Source organism: Nocardia rhamnosiphila NBRC 108938 (assembly GCF_000720425.1).
Lineage (GTDB): Bacteria > Actinomycetota > Actinomycetes > Mycobacteriales > Mycobacteriaceae > Nocardia > Nocardia rhamnosiphila.
The window spans coordinates 25415-44031 of the sequence record NZ_JOAJ01000015.1 but is presented as its reverse complement, the minus strand read 5'-3'; the positions used below and the strand labels follow the sequence as shown (position 1 = coordinate 44031).

21 protein-coding genes are annotated in these 18617 nt (G+C 68.4%); 7 read left to right on the top strand and 14 right to left on the bottom strand.

Annotated elements, in window-relative coordinates; genetic code table 11:
* The first annotated feature begins 45 nt into the window (after nt 1-45).
* Nucleotides 46-852, top strand: coding sequence for a hypothetical protein (locus tag IG75_RS37680; protein WP_156059379.1), 807 nt, complete (start codon nt 46-48; stop codon nt 850-852).
* 13 nt (nt 853-865) lie between these two features.
* Here IG75_RS37680 and IG75_RS0133835 read toward each other — a convergent pair whose 3' ends face one another.
* From IG75_RS0133835 to IG75_RS0133795, 9 genes are all read right to left on the bottom strand, one after another.
* Nucleotides 866-1822 carry an MlaD family protein gene (locus IG75_RS0133835; RefSeq protein WP_030525467.1) on the bottom strand — a complete coding sequence of 319 codons (957 nt, stop codon included), beginning with the start codon at nt 1820-1822 and terminating at the stop codon, nt 866-868.
* Nucleotides 1819-2883, bottom strand: coding sequence for an MlaD family protein (locus IG75_RS0133830; RefSeq protein ID WP_081877338.1), 1065 nt, complete (start codon nt 2881-2883; stop codon nt 1819-1821). Before IG75_RS0133830 ends, IG75_RS0133835 begins: the two co-directional genes overlap by 4 nt.
* Complete coding sequence (locus tag IG75_RS0133825) at nt 2880-3980, bottom strand: MlaD family protein (RefSeq protein ID WP_030525469.1); 1101 nt, start codon at nt 3978-3980, stop codon at nt 2880-2882. Before IG75_RS0133825 ends, IG75_RS0133830 begins: the two co-directional genes overlap by 4 nt.
* The gene (locus tag IG75_RS0133820; protein ID WP_030525470.1) at nt 3980-5050 is read right to left on the bottom strand and encodes an MCE family protein; all 1071 of its coding nucleotides are present in this window, start codon (nt 5048-5050) and stop codon (nt 3980-3982) included. Before IG75_RS0133820 ends, IG75_RS0133825 begins: the two co-directional genes overlap by 1 nt.
* Nucleotides 5038-6042 carry an MlaD family protein gene (locus tag IG75_RS0133815; RefSeq protein ID WP_030525471.1) on the bottom strand — a complete coding sequence of 335 codons (1005 nt, stop codon included), beginning with the start codon at nt 6040-6042 and terminating at the stop codon, nt 5038-5040. Before IG75_RS0133815 ends, IG75_RS0133820 begins: the two co-directional genes overlap by 13 nt.
* Nucleotides 6039-7031: an MlaD family protein gene (locus tag IG75_RS0133810; protein WP_030525472.1), complete on the bottom strand. Its 993-nt coding sequence runs from the start codon at nt 7029-7031 to the stop codon at nt 6039-6041. Before IG75_RS0133810 ends, IG75_RS0133815 begins: the two co-directional genes overlap by 4 nt.
* Nucleotides 7032-7037: 6 nt before the next feature.
* Nucleotides 7038-7904, bottom strand: coding sequence for an MlaE family ABC transporter permease (locus IG75_RS0133805; RefSeq protein WP_030525473.1), 867 nt, complete (start codon nt 7902-7904; stop codon nt 7038-7040).
* Nucleotides 7904-8791, bottom strand: a complete 888-nt coding sequence (locus IG75_RS0133800; RefSeq protein ID WP_036515936.1) for an MlaE family ABC transporter permease — start codon at nt 8789-8791, stop codon at nt 7904-7906. The genes IG75_RS0133805 and IG75_RS0133800 overlap by 1 nt, the downstream gene beginning before the upstream one ends.
* 273 nt (nt 8792-9064) lie before the next feature.
* A complete protein-coding gene (locus IG75_RS0133795) occupies nt 9065-9460 on the bottom strand; it encodes a nitroreductase/quinone reductase family protein (RefSeq protein WP_030525475.1) in 396 nt (131 codons plus the stop codon).
* A 105-nt stretch (nt 9461-9565) separates the two neighbouring features.
* On the opposite strand from IG75_RS0133795, the gene IG75_RS0133790 reads away from it, so the two are divergent.
* The 3 genes from IG75_RS0133790 (at nt 9566) to IG75_RS0133780 (ending at nt 11849) form a co-directional block, all read left to right on the top strand.
* Nucleotides 9566-10243: a phosphate signaling complex PhoU family protein gene (locus IG75_RS0133790; protein ID WP_245713414.1), complete on the top strand. Its 678-nt coding sequence runs from the start codon at nt 9566-9568 to the stop codon at nt 10241-10243.
* Between the two features lie 557 nt (nt 10244-10800).
* Complete coding sequence (locus IG75_RS0133785; RefSeq protein ID WP_030525477.1) at nt 10801-11589, top strand: HNH endonuclease family protein; 789 nt, start codon at nt 10801-10803, stop codon at nt 11587-11589.
* Nucleotides 11590-11624: 35 nt separating this feature from the next.
* Entirely contained in the window at nt 11625-11849 is a 225-nt protein-coding gene (locus tag IG75_RS0133780) for a hypothetical protein (protein WP_168165652.1), read from the top strand.
* A 52-nt stretch (nt 11850-11901) separates the two neighbouring features.
* On the opposite strand, the gene IG75_RS0133775 is transcribed toward IG75_RS0133780, so the two are convergent.
* The 5 genes from IG75_RS0133775 to IG75_RS0133755 all read right to left on the bottom strand — a co-directional run bounded on the left by IG75_RS0133775 (nt 11902) and on the right by IG75_RS0133755 (nt 16401).
* Entirely contained in the window at nt 11902-13110 is a 1209-nt protein-coding gene (locus tag IG75_RS0133775; RefSeq protein ID WP_030525479.1) for an FAD-dependent oxidoreductase, read from the bottom strand.
* A gap of 229 nt (nt 13111-13339) precedes the next feature.
* A complete protein-coding gene (locus IG75_RS0133770) occupies nt 13340-13999 on the bottom strand; it encodes a PadR family transcriptional regulator (RefSeq protein ID WP_030525480.1) in 660 nt (219 codons plus the stop codon).
* A gap of 88 nt (nt 14000-14087) precedes the next feature.
* Nucleotides 14088-14435 (bottom strand): MmcQ/YjbR family DNA-binding protein, encoded by a 348-nt coding sequence (locus IG75_RS0133765; protein WP_030525481.1) that lies wholly within the window; start codon nt 14433-14435, stop codon nt 14088-14090.
* A gap of 52 nt (nt 14436-14487) precedes the next feature.
* Nucleotides 14488-15063, bottom strand: coding sequence for a nicotinamidase (locus IG75_RS0133760; protein ID WP_030525482.1), 576 nt, complete (start codon nt 15061-15063; stop codon nt 14488-14490).
* Nucleotides 15064-15090: 27 nt separating this feature from the next.
* Nucleotides 15091-16401 (bottom strand): nicotinate phosphoribosyltransferase, encoded by a 1311-nt coding sequence (locus IG75_RS0133755; RefSeq protein WP_051715469.1) that lies wholly within the window; start codon nt 16399-16401, stop codon nt 15091-15093.
* 180 nt (nt 16402-16581) lie between these two features.
* Between IG75_RS0133755 and clpS the strand changes: the two genes are divergently transcribed.
* From clpS to IG75_RS0133740, 3 genes are read left to right on the top strand one after another with little or no spacing between them, the layout of a single operon-like run.
* A complete protein-coding gene (gene clpS, locus IG75_RS0133750; protein ID WP_030525484.1) occupies nt 16582-16944 on the top strand; it encodes an ATP-dependent Clp protease adapter ClpS in 363 nt (120 codons plus the stop codon).
* Nucleotides 16945-16965: 21 nt separating this feature from the next.
* The gene (gene aosR / locus IG75_RS0133745) at nt 16966-17535 is read left to right on the top strand and encodes an oxidative stress transcriptional regulator AosR (protein ID WP_030525485.1); all 570 of its coding nucleotides are present in this window, start codon (nt 16966-16968) and stop codon (nt 17533-17535) included.
* Nucleotides 17532-18593: a P1 family peptidase gene (locus IG75_RS0133740; RefSeq protein ID WP_030525486.1), complete on the top strand. Its 1062-nt coding sequence runs from the start codon at nt 17532-17534 to the stop codon at nt 18591-18593. The genes aosR and IG75_RS0133740 overlap by 4 nt, the downstream gene beginning before the upstream one ends.
* Nucleotides 18594-18617 lie beyond the last annotated feature (24 nt).

Sequence of the window (18617 nt, the reverse complement as noted above, 5' to 3'; positions counted from 1 at the left end):
TTAAGTGAACCAGCGCCGAGTCGGATACTTTGCTGTACTTGGCGGGTGAGTTCTCTTTTCGCTGTATTGCCCGCGGCCGGTATCGAGTCGGCCGCACAGGCTTACGAGCGTTATCGGTCCCTGGCCGGCGCACCCGAGCCGACCCCGCCGCCGCAACCGGTGGGGGTCGTGTGCACGCTGATCCACCGCTCCGGAACCGGCTTGCGGGTGTACCGGCGGCCCGAAGCCCGCGGGGCACTGCTGGAGGCCACCGTCGATGATCGTTTCGACTGCCTGCGCGCACTGCTGGCACTCACCGCCGACCGCGATCTGGCCGTACTCGATGTCGCCACCCGCCGCTTCTACAATCCGCGGGGAGCCGCCCGGGTCCCGGTGACCGCGGGCGATTTCCGGCTGCCCTATCTCACCGAGAGCATCCTCGACGAGATCCTGGAGACTCCGCCGGATCCGCGCGACCCGGCGCTGAAGGTGATCCGCGCCCCCATGTGCCATATCCGGGCACGCCGATTACCGGAGGAGATCTTCGAGCTCGAGCATCGTGACCTCGACGCGTTCTTCCAGCTCTACACCGACGACGCCATCCTGGTGCGCAAGACGATCTGGGCCTGGGCGACCGGCGATCCGTGGTGGCAGCAGGCCATCGCCTGGCAGCCGATCGACGCCCCGGATCCGAGACGCCGCCGCCCGCCCGAGGACGATATCGATTCCGTCCTGGCCGAACTACGGCAGATGGCCGAGGAGACACCGTTCGAACTCGGCGCGCTGGACCTGATCTCGGCCCTGGGCGATGTCGACAACCAGGCGCAGGCCATCCTCGACCGCGCGAATATCGACGCCCCGGACCAGCCCTGAACCACCGGTCCGGTTATCCGACCCCTACCCGCAGCCGCACCGAATCGTCGGTGGTGCTCTGCAGCGCCTGGCCGATCAGACTGCCGATATCGAGTTGCGGCACGGCGCCGTTCAGTGCGTCGGTGAGCGGCACCAGCCCGGGTTGCAGGGCAGCCAGTTCGGGCCCGGCCTCGTCGAGGAACTCGCGCAGCCGCTGGAGCAGCGAGACCAGGCCGTCGTCGCGCAGATACATCTCCGGTGAGCCCTCGGCGCCGGTGAACCGGCCCACCGCTTCGACGAAATCATCGAGTACTTCGGCGAACCGGGTGAATTCGGTGGCCGCGGCCGAGGTGGCCGGGCCGGACCAGTCGCTGTCCGCGGCGGCGGTCTCGAAATTGTCGAGCAGCTCGGCGATGCGCGGTTCCCGGGACATGATCGTGGCCGCCAGCAGGTCGGCGGCGCGGGTGAGTTCGGGCAGCGCCGCGTCGGTGCCGTGCAGGGCATCGCGCAGGGTCCGCACCAGCGATCCCATGGTCGCCGGGTCGAGCTGGTTCATGGTCCGGGTGACCATCCGCGCGGCCTCCGGAATCGACAGTGGGGTGTGGACGTCCTCCGATTCCAGCCGTTGCCCGTCGCGCAGGTATGGGCCCGCCCCGGTCTCGGGCGCGAACTGCACATAGGGTTCCCCGAGCGCCGAGAGGTGTTCGACGGTGACGACGCTGTCGATGGGCACACGGTGGGAATCATCCACCCGGAAACCGACTTCCACTCCGTCGGCGACGCGGTCCACGGAGGTTACCCGGCCGACCTCGATACCGGTGAGCAGCACCGGTGAACCCACACCGAGCCCGCCGGAGTCGTCGAGGACCAGAGCGGCGTTCAGGTACTCGGTGAACGGGTCCGCGCGCACCACACCGAAGGTCAGATAGCTCGCGCCGAGCACGGTGATGGCCGCGATACCGCCCAGCGAGGCCAGTGGCCCGATCTTCATCGCACGGCTCCGATCATGCGCAGGGTTTCGATGATCCGGTTCACCTGGTCGTCCGTGGACAGACCGCCGGCGCGCACCGAGCGCAGGTTCACCTGGGGCCCGTTCTCCACGAACGGGATGACCTTGTCCCGCAGCAGCGCGATAAGCAGATTCAGGTTCGAGGGCTGCCGCAGGTCCAGCGGTCCGCCGGTCACCAGTGGAACCAGCGCCGCCGCGGCCGCCCCGCCGGACTGCGCGAGCGGCGCCAGCCAGGTCAGCGATCCGCCCACCGGGCCCAACCCGCCGAAGATCTCGGTCACCCCGGCGATGGATTCGGTGGCGGCGTTCATCTGCCGGACCGACTCCGGGCGCAGAATATTGTCCAGCTCGTCCTGGATCCCGTGCATCACCTCGGCATTCGACGCGACGCCGTACAGCAGCAGATCCACTTGGTCCAGGTGGGCGGCCAGGTCCACCGTATCGGTGGCGAGAACCTGCGCGATCCGCTTCGTCTCCGCCGGATCCTGGGGCAGCACCGAGTTGACGCGGTTCACGATGTCCTGCAACTGCCCCACCGACCCACTGTTCACGAAGAACGCGATCGCGGCCATGGTGTCCTCGAGCTGGACCGGCGGCCGGGTGTGGTCCCGGGTGATGGTGTCGCCGGGGCGCAGCAGCGTGGCGTATCCGTCGGGCGGGGTGGTCAGCGCGATATGGATATCGCCGAGCACGGTGTTCTGCCGGAGTTCGGCGATGGTGGTGGCCGGTAGCTCGACCGAATCCTCGACTTCGATATCGACGGCCACGTATCCAGGGCCCGCCGCGTCACCGGGTATCACCTCGACCTTGTCCACATTGCCCACCTGGGCGCCGTTGGCGATCACCTTGGCCCGCGCGGGCAGGTTCAGCACATTGGTGAACTCGATCCGCAGCCGGTAGCTGTCCCCCGCGACCGTGGCGCCGGGCACCGGGATATCGGAGGGGTCGAACGCGCAGCCCGACACGGCCAAAGCCGCCGCCAGGCCGAACGCGGCCAGCGCACGTCGCAGGCGGGTGAGGTCCACGGTGATCCGCGCGGTCATCGAGCACCCACCGATCCCAGCACCAGCCGCGTCAGATCCAGCTCGACCATGCCGCCGGCCGCACCGGCGCAGCGGCCGGGCGATACCGCGTTCACCGCCGCGCACACCTGCTCGGCATTCGCCTGCGGGACGGCCACCCGCGGGGGCGCGTAGGTGAGGCCGGGCGCCCCGCTCGCCGGATCGGTGACCGTCCGGAACGCCGAGACCAGCACCGGCGTGCTGCGCACGATCTCGCCGAGCGACCCGACATTCGCGCGCAGCAACTTCACCAGCGGTACCAGGCCGTCGAGCGAAGCCATGAGCGGGTCGGCCAGGATCACGGTGAGATCGTTGAGCACCGGCAGGATTTCGCCCAGTCCGTCGAACAGCGCGATCCCGGGGGTGAGCAGTTCGGTGTGCGCCTGGTTCAGGGTCGGGGCCAGCCGGGTCAGCATCAGTTTCAGATCACCCCAGTGCTCGGCCACCTTGTTGGACACCGACGCGTAGGCGTCGAAGATACCGGCCAGGTGGGCGATATCGGCGTCCGGTGATTCCAGGACCCGGCCCAGCTGATCGATCAGATGATTGATCCGGGGCCCGGTGCCGGCCGACGCCGTGTCGAGCGCGTCCAGTCCACCGGCCAGGGCGTTCGGCCGGGTTTCGGTGCCGCCGATCTGATCGGACAGTTCCGCGAGCGCGGTGACGGTCTGGGTCAGGCTTTTCGGCGTGAGGGTTTTGGTCACGCACTGTCCGGGATCCCATTCCTCGGTGGTCTTGCCGCTCGACAACACCGCCAACTCCCGGTCGGCGACGACGGTGTTGGATACCGTGGTGGCTCCGGAGTCGGCGTAGAGCGGATGGTCGGCGTCGACCTCGAAATCCACCCGCACCTTCGCGCCCTCCGGCGCGATACCGGTCACCGTGCCGACGGCGATACCCCGCATCGAAACCTGATTGCCCTGGTAGAGGCCGATACTGTCCGGCATGAGCGCGCAGTACGCGCGGGTCTGCTTCAGCGGTTCGAACGCGATCACATAGGCCGCGGTCACCGCCAGCACCAGCACCACCGCCCCGGCGATCGACATGAGCGCCGGCGATCCGAGTACTTTCCGCACCATCAGCACGCCTTCCCGGGCAGCGGGACGCAGAGGAGCGCACCGGGGTCCGGTCCCGGAGCGGTCACCGTGGTCCCCGACCGATCGATGCGCACTCCGCCGTCCGGGCCGGTCAGCTCGCGCAGTTTCGTACCCAGGCTCTGCGCCGAAACGATCATGGGCTCCAACTGGTTGCCGTACTCCTGCAGTCGGGGCAGCGCATCGGCCAACTGCTGGGCCCTGGGCCGCAAGGTGTCGTCCCAGGCGGGCGCCAGCGCGCTCACCCGCTGCACCACCGAACTCAGCAGCGCCAGCGCCTGCCGCAGTTCGGCGCGTTTGTCCAGCAGGACCGTTTCCATGAGGTTGACGTTGTCCATCAGCCGGCCCAGATCCGTTTTCGCGCCGTCGTACATGGTGACGTACTCGTCCGCGGTCGCGATGGCGTTCGACACCTGGGTGCGCTGGCGTTCGATGGCGTCCAGATAACTGCCGACCGTATCCAGCACGCTGCGTAGCGATTCCGGCGCGGCGTCGATGGAGGTGTCGAGCGCGGCGAGGTTGCGGCGCAGGGTGTCGCCGTCGGTTTCGCGCAGCGGGGTGGTGGCGTCCTGGAAGGTTTCCATCAGGCTGTAGGGCAGCCGGACCCGGTCGGCGGGAATCGGTTCGTCACCCAGTTCCTCGCTACCCGCCGGGAACAGCGCCACATAGTGGCCGCCGACCAGGGTAAGCATCCGGATATCGAGGGAGCTGCGGTCGCCGACGAACACATCCCGGTCCACGGTGAAGCGCATGAGCACACGGTCCGGTCGCAGATCCAGGGATTTCACCTCGCCCACCGGTACGCCGGCCAGGCGGATATCATCGCCGGGTTTCACCGATTGCGCCTCGCCGAGTTCGGCGGTGTAGGTCCGCTTTCCCAGCGGCACCACGTACAGCGCCCCGACGGCCACCGCCAGCACCGCCACCGCGCACACGCCGATCACGCCCAGCCGCAACTGTTTGCGCAGTTCGGTCGGTTCGTCGGTGATCGGCTGGTCGCGGTCGAACCAGCGGCCGATGGCCGCCGTCCATGTCCCGAGGTTCACCCGTTGCATATCGCCACCCGCTGTCCGCCGATCAGCACCCGCACCGGAGCCGGTACCTCGGCCGTACCCTTACTGCACTCCGGACGGAACCCCGCCGGCGTCCGAGGGAAGGATGTGTCCACCGCGGCCAGCAACCCGGGCAGCCGGCCGAAGACATCGACGGCCTGCTGCGGGTCGGGGAACAGGGCGCGGATCATGGCGTCGATATCGGGACCCATCTCCGGGGTCAGTCCGGCCGCGGCCAGCAGCCGGTCCACCGGTTCGAGCACCGAGGGCGCGCTCATCGCGAAATCGGCCAGCCCGCCGACATTGCGCTGGAGCGCCTGGAAGATATCGGTGAGCCGGGCCAGCAGCGGCACCAGATGATAGAGGCGGCCACCCACCCGGTCGGACAAATCCGACATGTTCCGGACCAGGGTGCCGATCACCTGCTGCCGGTCGCCCACGTATTCGCTCAGTGTGCCGATGGCGTCCAAGGCGGGCCCGATACCGGCGCCGTCGCCCTCGATCACCGCGAGCAGGCTCTCGGTCAGCTGGTTGAGAGCCTCCGGCGAGAGGGTCGCCAGCACCGGTTGCAGACCGTTGAACAGGCTGGTCACATCGAACGACGGGACGGTCTGTTCCGGGCCGATGGTCGATCCGCCGACGAGCCGGGTACCGGCGTTCGGCTGCTGTTGCAGGTCGATATAGCGCTGGCCGGTGAGGTTCTGGTACCGGATGGCCAGCGTGCTGTTGTCGTAGACCGGGGTGTCGGTGGTGACCGTCAGACGAACCTTCGCCCGGTCGCCCTCCAGCGTCACGGCCTCCACCTTGCCGACCTGCACCCCGAACATCCGGACGTCGTCACCGGTCTTCAGGCCGTTGGCATCGGTGAACAGCGCGTGATGGGTTTCGGTCTCACCGTCCACGGGTCGTTCGATGGCGCCGATCACCAGTGCCAGCACCAGGCCCATCACTCCGGCGAACAGGGCCAGCCGCCAAGCGGCGCGGCGTGCGGTCATCGCGCACCTCCCAGCTCCACGTCCAGATCGAGCACCGGCCCGTCGGGACCTTCCTCGAGCGCGAGCCCCAAGCGGGTGAGCAGGGTACGCAGGTCGGCGGCGGACTGCTGCGGGTCCGGCACGGCCAGCGACAGCAGGTTCAGGGTCGGCGCAAGCGCGTCGGTGTATCCGGACAGCTGCCCGGCGCTGTGCGCGGTGGCGGCCAGACCCGGCAGGATATCGCCGGTGAGCGCCTCGACGCCCGCGTCGTAGTCGGCGCGGTCGGTGCGCAGCACATCGATATCGACGATCTGGTCGAGTACCTCGATGGTGGCGCCGGCGAACTGGCCGCCGCCCTCGAATGCCGGACCGAGCCGCCCGACCAGTTCGTTCGCCGGCATGGACTGATGGTCGGCGATCACCCGGCCCGCGGTGATCAGCGCCTCGGCCAGCGGGGTGAATGCCTTCACATCGGCGGCCGCCTGCGAGATCACCATGGCCATATCGGGTGTGAACACCGTGTCACCGGTCTGCGAGAGGCTGCGCAGCAGCGCCCCCATGGTCGCGTCGTACACATCGGCGGCCCGGCGTCCGGTCAGATCGACCACCGCGCCGGATTCCAGGGGCGCGCCGCCCGCGCCCGGCCGCAGTTCGATCTCGCTGATACCGAACAGGTTGGCGGGCGCGTAGTCCACCAGCATGCTGTCGTCGATACCGTGCAGGCGGTCGCGGTCCAGGGCCAGCCCGATCTCCTGGGTGCCCCGCCCGGCGGGCTCGATATCGGTGACCGCACCGACCTGGACACCGTCGATCCGCACCAGCGTGCCGGCCACCACACCGTCCCCGACCTGTTCGGTCCGCAGCGCGATACGCAATCCGTCGTCCCCGGTCAGCTCCCGGTACCCGTACCCGGCCAGGACGAGCACCACCACGAGCGCGACCACGACAGCGCCGACCCGCCGCGCACTGCGCGGATCGGCGGCGACCCCGGGCATTCCGTACTTCGGCATCTGTCCCTATCCCGTGAAGCTGATCGCCGAGTCGAATCCCCACAGCAGGAGGGTCAGCACCATATCGATGGCGATGATGGCGACGAAACTGGCGCGGACGGCCCGGCCCGAGGCGATACCGACACCTTCGGGACCGCCGGTGGCGAAGAAGCCGTAATAGCTGTGCACACAGATCACCACGATGCCGAAGACGGCGACCTTCACCGTCGCCGCGACGATGTCGAACCCGGCGATGAACTGGAAGAAGTAGTGGTCGTAGACCCCGGCGGACTGGCCGTGCACCAGGGTGATCAGGCCGCGGCAGGCGAAATACGAACCGATCAGCGCGATCAGGAAGGTCGGCACGATGGCGATGGCCCCGGCGATGACCCGGGTGGTCACCACGAATGGTACCGACCGCAGACCCAGTGCCTCGATGGCGTCGATCTCCTCGGAAATCCGCATGGAGCCGATCTCCGCGGTGATCCGGCAGCCGGCCTGCGCGGCGAACCCCACCGCGGCGGCGATGGGGGCCAGCTCGCGCGTCGTCGCGAACGCCGAGACGATACCGGTCACCGGGCCCATTCCCAGCATGTCCAGGGTGGCGAACGATTCCACGCCGATCGACGCGCCGATCACCAGACCCAGCACGATCATCATGGGCACGGTCCCGCCGCCGACGATCACCGAACCGCGGCCCCAGGTCATATTGGTGATGACGCGCAGGGTCTCGCCCCGGTAGCGCTTCAACGCCAGCGGGATCGAGGACAGCACCTGCCAACAGAACACCAGCACGAAGCCGAGCGAATCGACCGCGCCCAGGATCCGGCTGCCGCGCCGGAAATACCGCGCCAGGAAGCCGAGCCCCTTCGGGGCGTAGGAGGTCGCGGCCATCACGCCAGCCTGGTCGGGAGGAACATGGCGGTCACCTGGGTCATGGCCAGATTCACGATGACGATCGACACCACCGACAGCACCACCGCGGCGTTCACCGCGTCGGCGACACCGCGCGGCCCGCCCTTGGCCTCCAGACCGCGCTGGCAGGCGATGATCACCACCAGGAATCCGAAGATGAGTGCTTTGAGCAGGGAGACCCAGACGTCGGCGGCGGTGGTGAAGGAGCCGAAGGTCGCCCAGTAGGACCCGGGCGTCACGCCCTGCCCGCCGATCGCGACCAGGTATCCGGCGATGACGCCGACGAAGATCACCAGGATATTGAGCAGTGGCGCGACCAGCAGCATCGCCACCATCCGGGGTATCACCAGCCGGTGCACCGGGCTGATACCCATGGTGTGCAGGGCGTCGATCTCCTCGCGGATCGTCCGGGCGCCGAGATCGGCCGCGATGGCCGCGGCACCCGCGCCGCCCAGCAGGAATCCGGTGGCCATGGGCGCGCCCTGTTTGATGACGCCGAGGCCGCCGGTGGCGCCGAGCAGCGAATCGGCGCCGAGGTTGTGGATGAGGTTGCCGACCTGCACCGAGACGATCACCCCGAACGGGATCGCCATCAGAATCGCCGGGAAGGCGGTGACCGTGACCAGCCGCCACGCCTGGGTCAGCATCTCCTGCCACTGGAACCGGCCGCGCGCCACATCCGACGCCGCGCCGGTGACCGATGCCCGGGCCATGCCGACCGCGCGGCCGAAGGTGCGCAGCGAGGACACAATGGTGCCCGAGAAATTCTGCTGGACGATTTCTCGCGCGGAGGGATTTCGCGAGAGTTCGGCGGAATCGGATCGGGTCCCGGAATCGATCGCCGCGGTATGGCGCTCGGAGTTCATGGCCGAGATCCAGGTACCGCTCTCGCGGGACGGATTGTTGCGAAATTCATGCGTGTGATCTCTCCGGTCCGGCATCGATGCCAACGGAGAGGAAGCTAATCGTTACGCACGGTGACGGACAAATCCGCGACGGTGTGACAGTGAACACGACAAAGCCGTTGCACACATCAATTTCTGGAGACGATGCGATCCGTCACGAGATTATCCGCAGCGAATCAGTACACGTTTCACCGAATGTTCCGGTGCGGTGCGCACGAATATTCGCGAATATCCTCAGCTGTCGAAATCGACGCGAATCGTCAGCAGATCGGTACCCATGACGCGCACCGCGGCACTGTTGCCACGCGGTAGCGAAGACAACCTGCGCACCGCGTCGTCATCGGGCAGCAGGTGCGCGGTACCGGGCAGCCATTCGCCGCGCAACCGCACCCGGACCCGGTTGTTCGCGCGGATATTGCGCACATAGTCCGAGCGGTCCCCGAACTCCGAGACGAACCAGAACTCGTTACCGGTCCGCCGGCCGCCGACCGGCACGACCCGGGGTGCCCCGCTCACCCGGCCCGTGGTCTCCAGCAACTGCTGCGCCGACCGCTTCCGGTTCAGCGGATTGGCCACATGCCGCTGAAAAGTGGTGACAATGCGATGTTTCATACGCCGCATATCGGTCATGTGGCGACGGTAACACCGGCGTCCGCGACGCGCCCGCAAAACAACCGGCCGAAGGAATCGTCGGTTCATTCGACCGGAGCGCGCGCCATGGGCGACAATTCCCCCGTGCGAACTCAGTTCACCAACGAGCTCGTCGCGTTGACCGCGGATCTGACACAGATGTGCCGTATCACCCATGAAGCGGCCGAACGTGTGACCGATGCCGTCGTCGGGGCCGACCTCGCCGCCACCTACGAGGTCTTCGCCCTCGACGAACGACTCCAGACGATGTACGGCGCCTGCGAAGCGCGCACCGTCGTCCTGCTGGCGCTACAGGCACCGGTCGCCCGCGACCTACGCCATGTGGTGACCGCGATCCAGATCGCGGGTGAGCTGTCCCGGATCGGCCGGCTGTTCAGCCGGGTCGCCGATCAGGTGTACCGCACCCATCCCGACCCCATCGCCCCGCCGCCGGTCCTCGATGTCCTGGCGCAGATGGCCGGCCTCACCGCGGAATGCACCGCCCGGGCCCAGCGCGCCGTCACCCGCGGCCGGCACACCCCCGCCGACGACACCGGCGCGGACACCATGCAGACCCTGAACCGGAAACTGCACAACGCGCTGTCCACGACCGGGGACACCGCCACCGAAACCACGATCACACTGGCCCTCATCGGTCACAAACTGGCCCGGACCCTGGACCACACCGAGCGCATCGAGCGGCTGATCCATTTCCTGGACACCGGCGTCCCGCCGACTGCCCAGATCCACCCCGACGACGAGGACGCCGACATCGCGGAATGACACCGCGATCCACCGACGCGACCCGACTCGCTCCCAATCATGGGAATTCCCTATGCTTTTCACCTGACGGCGGATCGGCGTACACCGGGAGCCGGAATACCGGCCGACTGCCGGACACCTACAGCTGCATATCGAGAACCGGCCGGATCATATCCGGCCCCCAGAACGTCACGGCGAGCGTACCGGTGCGGAAAGACCTCGGGTCTACCCCTCATCAAGCCCCGCGGTGCGTCGTGATCGCCGGTCCGGACAACCGGCCCGCGACTCGCACCGGATCCAGCGCCCGTGACACGGCCACCCCCGAGTCGGCGCCGGCACGGCGACTCGGGGGTGGTGCCCTTCCAGACGGAAGAGGAATACCCCGCTCCCTCATCGGGTACTCCCGCCCAGGTATGCCGAATCTCACACCGGACAGTAGCTTTCGGTTAGCTGACCGGCCGGTAGCTTGACGCTCGGCATATCCCGGCACCTCGGCAAGGAATCTCGTTGAAGCGCACAGCAAATGAACACGAAGCGGGCCGCGCGGCCCTCCCCCATCGATTCGCGGAGGTCCGGCGATGAACTCGCTGCTTTCTGCCCTGCCCGCCCCGGCCCGCAGGTTCGCCGCCCTCGTTGTCCCCGTGCTGATCGCGATAGCCCTGGTCGCGGGCTTTCTCCTGCAGGGCTGTAGTCCCAGCCCGACCGATCCCGCCGCCGGCGCCGCGAAATCGGTCGCCGGCACCGCCGCCGAAATACGGTCCGCGCTCGACAAGCTGCCGGTGCAGGCCGAGGTCGGAATGGCCGGGTACAGCCGGGAGAAGTTCCCGCACTGGGACAACAACGAACCCGAACACGGCTTCGGGCCGGAATTCGCCCAATACCTCAAATGCACCACCCGCGAGGTGATGATGCTGCGCGACGCCACCGGCGAGGTGAGCCTCGATCCGAAGACCTGCGATCTGAAGATCGGCACAGGCGGCGGCTGGCAGGACGCCTACGGCGTCATGGACAGCAAGACCGGGAAACTCAAGCCGTACAAGTTCATCGTCGAGGCCAAGAGTGTCGACGCCGAGCACATCGTGCCGCTGGCCGAGGCCTGGCGGTCGGGTGCCAAGGATCTCGACACCGACACCCGGCGCCGGATCGCCAACGACGCGCTGAACCTCATCGCCTCCGATCCGTCGGCGAACCGTTCCAAAGGCGACCAGGACGCGGCGCACTATCTGCCGCCGGGAAGTTTCCGGTGTGGCTATGTCTCGCATTATGTGCAGGTCAAGCTAAAGTACGGCCTGAGCGTTGACCCAGAGGAACAGACCGCACTGCGTACCGCGGTGGACGACTGCGTCGAACGGGGTGAGTTCAAATAGCCGAAGTCATCGAGTTACCCGCCTCGGCATCGGTGATGACCCGCGAAGAGGGCACCATCTCCGGCGATCTCGACATCACCGTCGATCCCGGGGGTTTCGGTCTCGTCCGCTATCGGGAGACCGAGGACTGGTACACGATCGGCAATCTGGACGACGACGAGCCGCGCACCTGGAAATCGGTCGCGGAACTCGAGGAAGCGATAGTGAAGGGCATCGGGGCCCGCGACGCCGCGGGAAACACGATCCCCTTCGAATGCTGACGACCGGTCGAACGGCCCGGCGGCGAGGGTTTCTCGCCGCCGGGCCGTTCGGCTACCGCGCCGAGGCCGGGGTGCGGCGCACCGGCTCGTCCCAGGTGATCCGGTAGCGCTGCTCGGTGGCGACCGTCTTCTCCGGTTTCATCACCGTGCGCGCCAGGACGGGCATCAGCCACTGCATCATCCTGCGGGCCACCGGTCCCGGCGTCTTACTGTGATTGATCTTCGCCGCGCGCGCGGCCACACCTTCCACCCGAGCGCGGCGCAGCGTCTCGTAGGCCGCGAACGCCTCGGCCGGTTCGGGAATGTCCCGCAGGCACCGAGCCAGTTCGATCGCGCTCTCGATCGCCAACGACGCACCCTGACCGGAGCTGTTCGACGGAGCGTGCACCGCGTCGCCCACCAGCGCCATTCGTCCCCGGTACCAGTGCGGAACCGGCGGCATGATGTGCAACGCGCCCACGGTTTCCAGCCGGTCGGCGGTGGTGGCCCGGGCCAGTTGCCCGCCCGGGGTGTCGGCGCCGTAGGTTTCGCGCAGCACCTCCAGCCAGTGTTCGGCGGGGATCCGGCGCGCGTCGGTCAGTGAGAGATACTCCTTGCTGGGCAGGTTCGCTCCCCAGCCGATCCGGCCGGGACCGGCGCTCCAGTACAGGTAGTAGGCCCGGGAACCGTAGGCGAAAACGATGGTGTCCGGTTCGATATCGACCGCGCAGTCCACGGTCGCGCCGAAACCGAGCATCCCGGTGTATTCCGGGCCCGGCGCCGCCGGATCGATCAGCCCGCGGACGGTGGAGCGGATACCGTCCGCGCCGATGAGCACATCGGCGGTGGCGGTGCTGCCGTCGGTGAACCGGGCGAGCACACCGTCGGCGGTCTGTTCCGCCGATTCGAGCCGCCTGCCGAATTCGACCGGCACCCCCGCGGCGACCGCCCGCTCGTGCAGGGCGCGGTGCAGTTCACCACGATCGACCAGTTGCAGCGGCGGCTGATCCCCCAGCACGGGCATGGACAGCAGCTTTGCGCCGACCGACAGTGCCATCCGCGGGATCGGCACCGCGATATCGCGGACCGCGTCCCCGGCTCCGATCACATCCAGGGCGGCGACACCGTTCGGTGCCAGGGCCAGGCCGCTGCCGATCGTGTACGCGGGGCTCGGATACGCCTCGTAGACGCGGGCCTCGATACCCGCTTTGTGCAATGCGGTGGCCACCACGGGCCCCGCGATACCGCCGCCGATCACCAGGGCGGTCGCTGTTCCGGACATGGAAGTACTCCTCGGGAGTTCGAATCGACGCCGCCGACCCGCGGCGGCACGGTCCGGAACCGTCGTGGTCCGGACCGTTTTCTTTGCCGAACCACCCCGGCGTCCACCCACCCGGTTATCCTGTGTTCTGCCAAACTCGTGGCCGGGTGTGCGTGCGCGCGGGCACGGTCCGAGACGGTGATCCGAGCTCGATGGTGGTGTTGCCGCACCTCCATCGGGCCCGGTGGGTTCACTGATCCGTCGTGCTACCAGCCCCCTCCACGTACGCGCGAGCACGCCCGCTGTCCACGCCCGGCCCGTTCCGGTGCCAGGCCCGCCATTCCGCCAGATCGGGGAAGGTGCCCTCGACCAACTCGGCGCGCAACGCCCTGGTCCACTCCGCCTCGGCCTCGAGCACGGTGAGCCCGTACTCGGATTCGATGAGGAAGAGCCGCGGCAAGGTGCCGGCGAGCTGGGCGAACTCCGCGCGCACCTGCGCGATCTGCTCGTCCAGTGCGGCCAGCCGGCGGCCCAGCAGTTCGGCCACGTCCTCCGGCGGCAGCACCGCCAGAATCGACAGGCCCGCGACGAACCGGCCACGCTCGGGTTCCGGTTCCGCGATCAGTTCCCGGGTCCAGTCGATGAGTTCGCGACGTCCGGCCGCGGTGATCCGATAGATCACCCGCTCGGGCCGCGCCCCCTCGCGCTCACTGCCCACCACCTCGAGGAAACCGGCTTTGGCCAGGTTCTGCACAACCGTGTACAGCGACCCCCATTTGATATCGATGTCCCGGTCTTTGCCGTATTCCCGCAGCCGGGCCGCGATCTGATACCGGTGCATGGCTTCGTCCTGCATCACCGCGAGCACCGCGAGGGCCAGCAGATTGCCGACCTTGCGCTTCTTCGCCATACACCCTCCTTACTCGCCTACGAATATACGTGCACGAGTATATGGACGGCAAGGGTTCGACGCGTGGCACGCCGGAGAAAGCCGGTCGCTACGAAGCCTCCACCGTGTCCGCGACCAGGGATGGAGGCGCCGCCAGCCGCCACGAATCCAGGATTATGGCCCGCATCTCGTCCAGATCGTCCAGCGCCGCGAGCCGTACCCGGACCCACGGGTTGCCGGCCTCGTGCCCGGCGATCCAGAACTTGTCCGGTTCGGCCTGCACCAGTTCGTCCCGGTCGACAACCGGGCAGCGCACCGCCATCGAGGTCTCGTCCTCGGGCAGGGTGAGGAACAGCCGGCGCTCCACCTTGAAGATCGGCATGCCCCAGGCGAATTCTTCGGTCGTGGCCGGAAGGGCCAGGGCATAGGAGCGGACATCGTCCCCGGTGGCGGTCATGACGGTGATTGTGCCCGGACCCGGTGACAACTGCACCCGCCGTGGGCCGCGCTCAGGCGCCGGCCACGACCACGGCGCCGGACAGTTCGACCCCGGCCCCGTTCAGTTCGTCCAAAGCCTTCTCGACGGTCGCCGGTGCGACGCCGGCGGTGAGACCGAGCAGGATCCGCGTGGTGAAACCGGCGGCGACGGCATCCAGCGCGGTCGCCCGGACACAATAGTCGGTGGCGATACCCGCGATATCGACCGCACCGATATCGCGGGCACGTAACCACTCGGTGAGGGTTTCCCCGGCGGTCGACGCGCCCTCGAATCCCGAGTAGGCGGCCGAATACTCGCCCTTGGAGAACACCTCCTGCACCGCGGCGGTATCGAATCGCGGGTGGAAATCGGCCCCCGGGGTGCCGACCCGGCAGTGCGGCGGCCAGCTGTCCAGATAGTCGGGTGTCTCGGAGAAATGGGCGCCCGGGTCGATGTGGTAATCACGGGTGGCCACCACCGCGTCGTATCGGTTCTCGGCCAGATATTCGCTGATCAACTCCGCGACGCGGGCGCCACCCGATACGGCAAGCGAACCGCCCTCGCAGAAATCGTTCTGCACATCCACCACGATCAGCGCGCGTTTCATGATTCCAGTCTCCTCGCGTACGCCCGGTCAGACCAGGAATGTAGTCGCAACCGCCGGGTCGCCGCCGGACAGTTTGAGCCCCTCCCACGGCAGACTCACCAAGCCGCGGGCGACGAGATCCCGGGATTCGGCGAGGCCGGGCCGGTCCAGCACCGCACCACCGCGCACCAGCGGGACCGATAGATCGCGCACCTCGTAGCCGTCGGGCGCCGGCCGGTCGGCGGTCGCGGGGTACACGATCTCCTCCATGATGGTCCCGGTGCCGCGCGCCAGACGCACCGCGCGTTTGGCTCCGCCGCGGGACTCCTTGTGACTGGACCGTTTGGCCACCGGCAGACCCTCGACTTCGACCAGCTTGTAGACCATTCCGGCGGTCGGCGCGCCGGATCCGGTGACCAACTGGGTGCCGACCCCGTAGGCGTCCACCGGTTCGGCCCGCAGTGCCGCGATGGCGTATTCGTCCAGGTCCCCGGATACGACGATCCGGGTTTTCACCGCGCCCAGTTCATCCAGTTGCCGGCGCACCTGCCGGGCAAGGACACCGAGGTCACCGGAGTCGATACGCACCGCGCCCAGTTCCGGGCCCGCGACCTCGACCGCGAGCGCGACGCCGCGGGTGATGTCGAAGGTGTCGACCAGCAGAGTGGTGCCGGTGCCGTGCGCCGCCACCTGACTGCGGAATGCCTCGATCTCGTGCTCGCCGTCGGCGCCGCTGTGTACCAGGGTGAACGCGTGCGCACTGGTACCCGCGCCGGGCACACCGTAGCGGCGGACCGCCTCCAGATTGGAGGTCGCGTGGAAACCGGCCAGATAGGCCGCCCGCGCACTGGCGGGTGCGGCCTGCTCATGGGTGCGCCGCGACCCCATCTCGATCATCCGGCGCCCGTCGGCGGCGCTCACCATCCGGGCGGCCGCGGCGGCGATCGCGCTGTCGTGGTTGAACACCGACAGCGCCAGCGTCTCGAGCAGCACACATTCGGCGAAGGTTCCGGTCACCGAGAGGATCGGCGAACCCGGGAAGTACAGCTCGCCTTCCGGATAGCCGTCGATATCGCCGGTGAACCGGTAATCGCGCAACCAGGCGACCGTATCCGCGTCCAGGAACCGAGCGGCGATCTCCAGCTCCGCCTCGCCGAACCGGAAATGGGCCAGCGCATCGAGGAAACGGCCGGTACCGGCCACAACACCGTATCTGCGACCATGCGGCAAACGCCGGGCGAACACTTCGAAGGTGCACCGGCGCGCCGCGGAACCGTCGGCGAGCGCGGCGGCCAGCATGGTGAGCTCGTATTGGTCGGTCAGCAGAGCGGTGCTACCGGCCGCGTCGCGCAGGTCCACGGATGTCACTGTAAACAGCCGCTTCGCGCCGCGGCGAAGCCCGCCGGGGGCAGCCCCGGGCGCCGGACCGTCGCGGCGGCGTGTCGCGGGTCGTGCGCGGCAGGCCGGTAGGCTTGGACGAGCGGCATCGTTGCTGCTCCGGGTGTTGTGAATTACTCCGCGCGTCGTACTCTTGAATTCATGGCCTTGTGCAACACCGCACCCCGCTCATCGACGACAGAGGTCCTCCTCGGCGCCCCCGGCGTCATGTTGTCGGCGGCCCAGGCGACACCGGAGGCCGTGGAGTACACCGAGATCCTCGAGGCAGAGGATCGGCCATGGGTCACGGTGGTCTGGGACGATCCGGTCAACCTCATGCACTACGTCGCCTACATCTTCCAGAAGCTGTTCGGCTACAGCAAAGCCAAGGCGACCGAGCTGATGCTCAAGGTGCACAACGAGGGCAAAGCGGTCGTATCGTCGGGATCGCGGGACAAAATGGAACAGGATGTCCGCCGCCTGCACGCGGCAGGCCTGTGGGCCACCATGCAACGAGACGACTGATCGGACGGTTACCGTAGCGACGTGCGTAAATGGAGCCGGAAGAACTCATTGAGCGGTCTCAAACTGCGGTCGGAGATGGACGCGCGCGAAGCCAGCGTGCTGCGCTCGCTGGTCGGAGCCGTTTCGGGTCTGCTGGGTGAACGCGCCTCCTCGGCCCCCGAGGACGAGCTCGCCGCTCTCACCGGTCTGCGCAGCGGCAATACCGCGCCGCCCGACGACCCGCGGCTGGCCCGGCTACTGCCCGAATTCCATCGGGCCGAACCGGGCTCCCCCGACGCCGAACGAGCCGATCTGAACAGTGCGCTGCGCGGGCTGCACGAGCCGGAGATCATCGACGCGAAACTGGCCGCCGCCGGGGTGGTACTGCACACCCTCCCCGAGGACGGCGGCAAGATCGTCATCACTCCGGAAGAGGCCGATTCCTGGCTCACCGCGCTCACCGATGTCCGGCTGGCCCTCGGCGTGGTGCTGGAAATCGACGCCGACACGCCCGAGCAGTTCCCGCCCGACGATCCGCGCGCTCCCCATCTGGACGTCTACCACTGGCTCACCTGGATGCAGGACTCCCTGCTGCAGGCGATGGCCCCGTGACCGCCGCGCCCGGAGCGCGGAACGCGCTCACCGATGTGGCGGGCCTGCTCGTCGGCCACCACCACATACTCGATCCGGACGCGACCCGCGGCTCCGGTGCGGCCACCGGCTGCACCGTGGTCCGCGCGCCGGGCGGTGCGGTCGCCGCGGTGGATGTCCGCGGCGGCGGCCCCGGCACCCGGGAGACCGATCTGCTCGACCCCGCCAACACGGTGCGGCAGGTACACGCGATCCTGCTCACCGGCGGCAGCGCCTACGGGCTGGCCGCCGCGGACGGGGTGATGCGCTGGCTGGAGGAACACGGTGAAGGGCTGCCCATGTCGCCCGAGGACCCCACCCGCGTGGTCCCGATCGTGCCCGGTGCCGTGATCTTCGACCTTCCGGTCGGAGACTGGAATACCCGCCCCACCGCCGAATTCGGTTACTACGCGGCCGACTCCGCCGGACCCGATTTCGTGCGCGGTTGTGTAGGCGCCGGGACGGGCGCCCAGGCCGGCGCGCTCAAGGGCGGTATCGGCAGCGCCAGCATCCGGTTCGACGACGGCATCGCCGCCGGACTGACGGTGGGCGCGCTGGTCGTCGCCAACCCGGTCGGATCGGTCTTCGACCCCCGCACCGGGATACCGTGGGGCGCGGGCACCGACGGAGCCGAGTTCTTCGGCCTGCGCCCGGGTACCGCCGAGGAACTCGCGGCCGCGAACGCGCTGGCGGTGAAGGGCACCGTCCTCAACACCACGATCGGCGTGGTCGCCACCGACGCCCCGCTGGACCCGGCCGGATGCCGCCGGCTGGCCACGGTCGCCCACGACGGCCTGGCCCGGGCGGTCCGCCCGGCCCATTCCCCGCTCGACGGGGACACCTTCTTCGCGCTGGCCACCGGCACCGCGACACCGCCGGAGGGGCCTCGGCTGCCCGCCGCGTTCCCCGCCGACCTGGCGGTGGTCGACGCACTGGGCACCGCGGCGGCGGTCTGCGTCGAACGCGCGGTGGTCGACGCGATCCGCACCGCCCACTCCGTGGCCGGCATCCCGGCGTACAGCGACCTGTTCGGTGCCTGATCGACCCCGCTTCCGGCGAGGCGG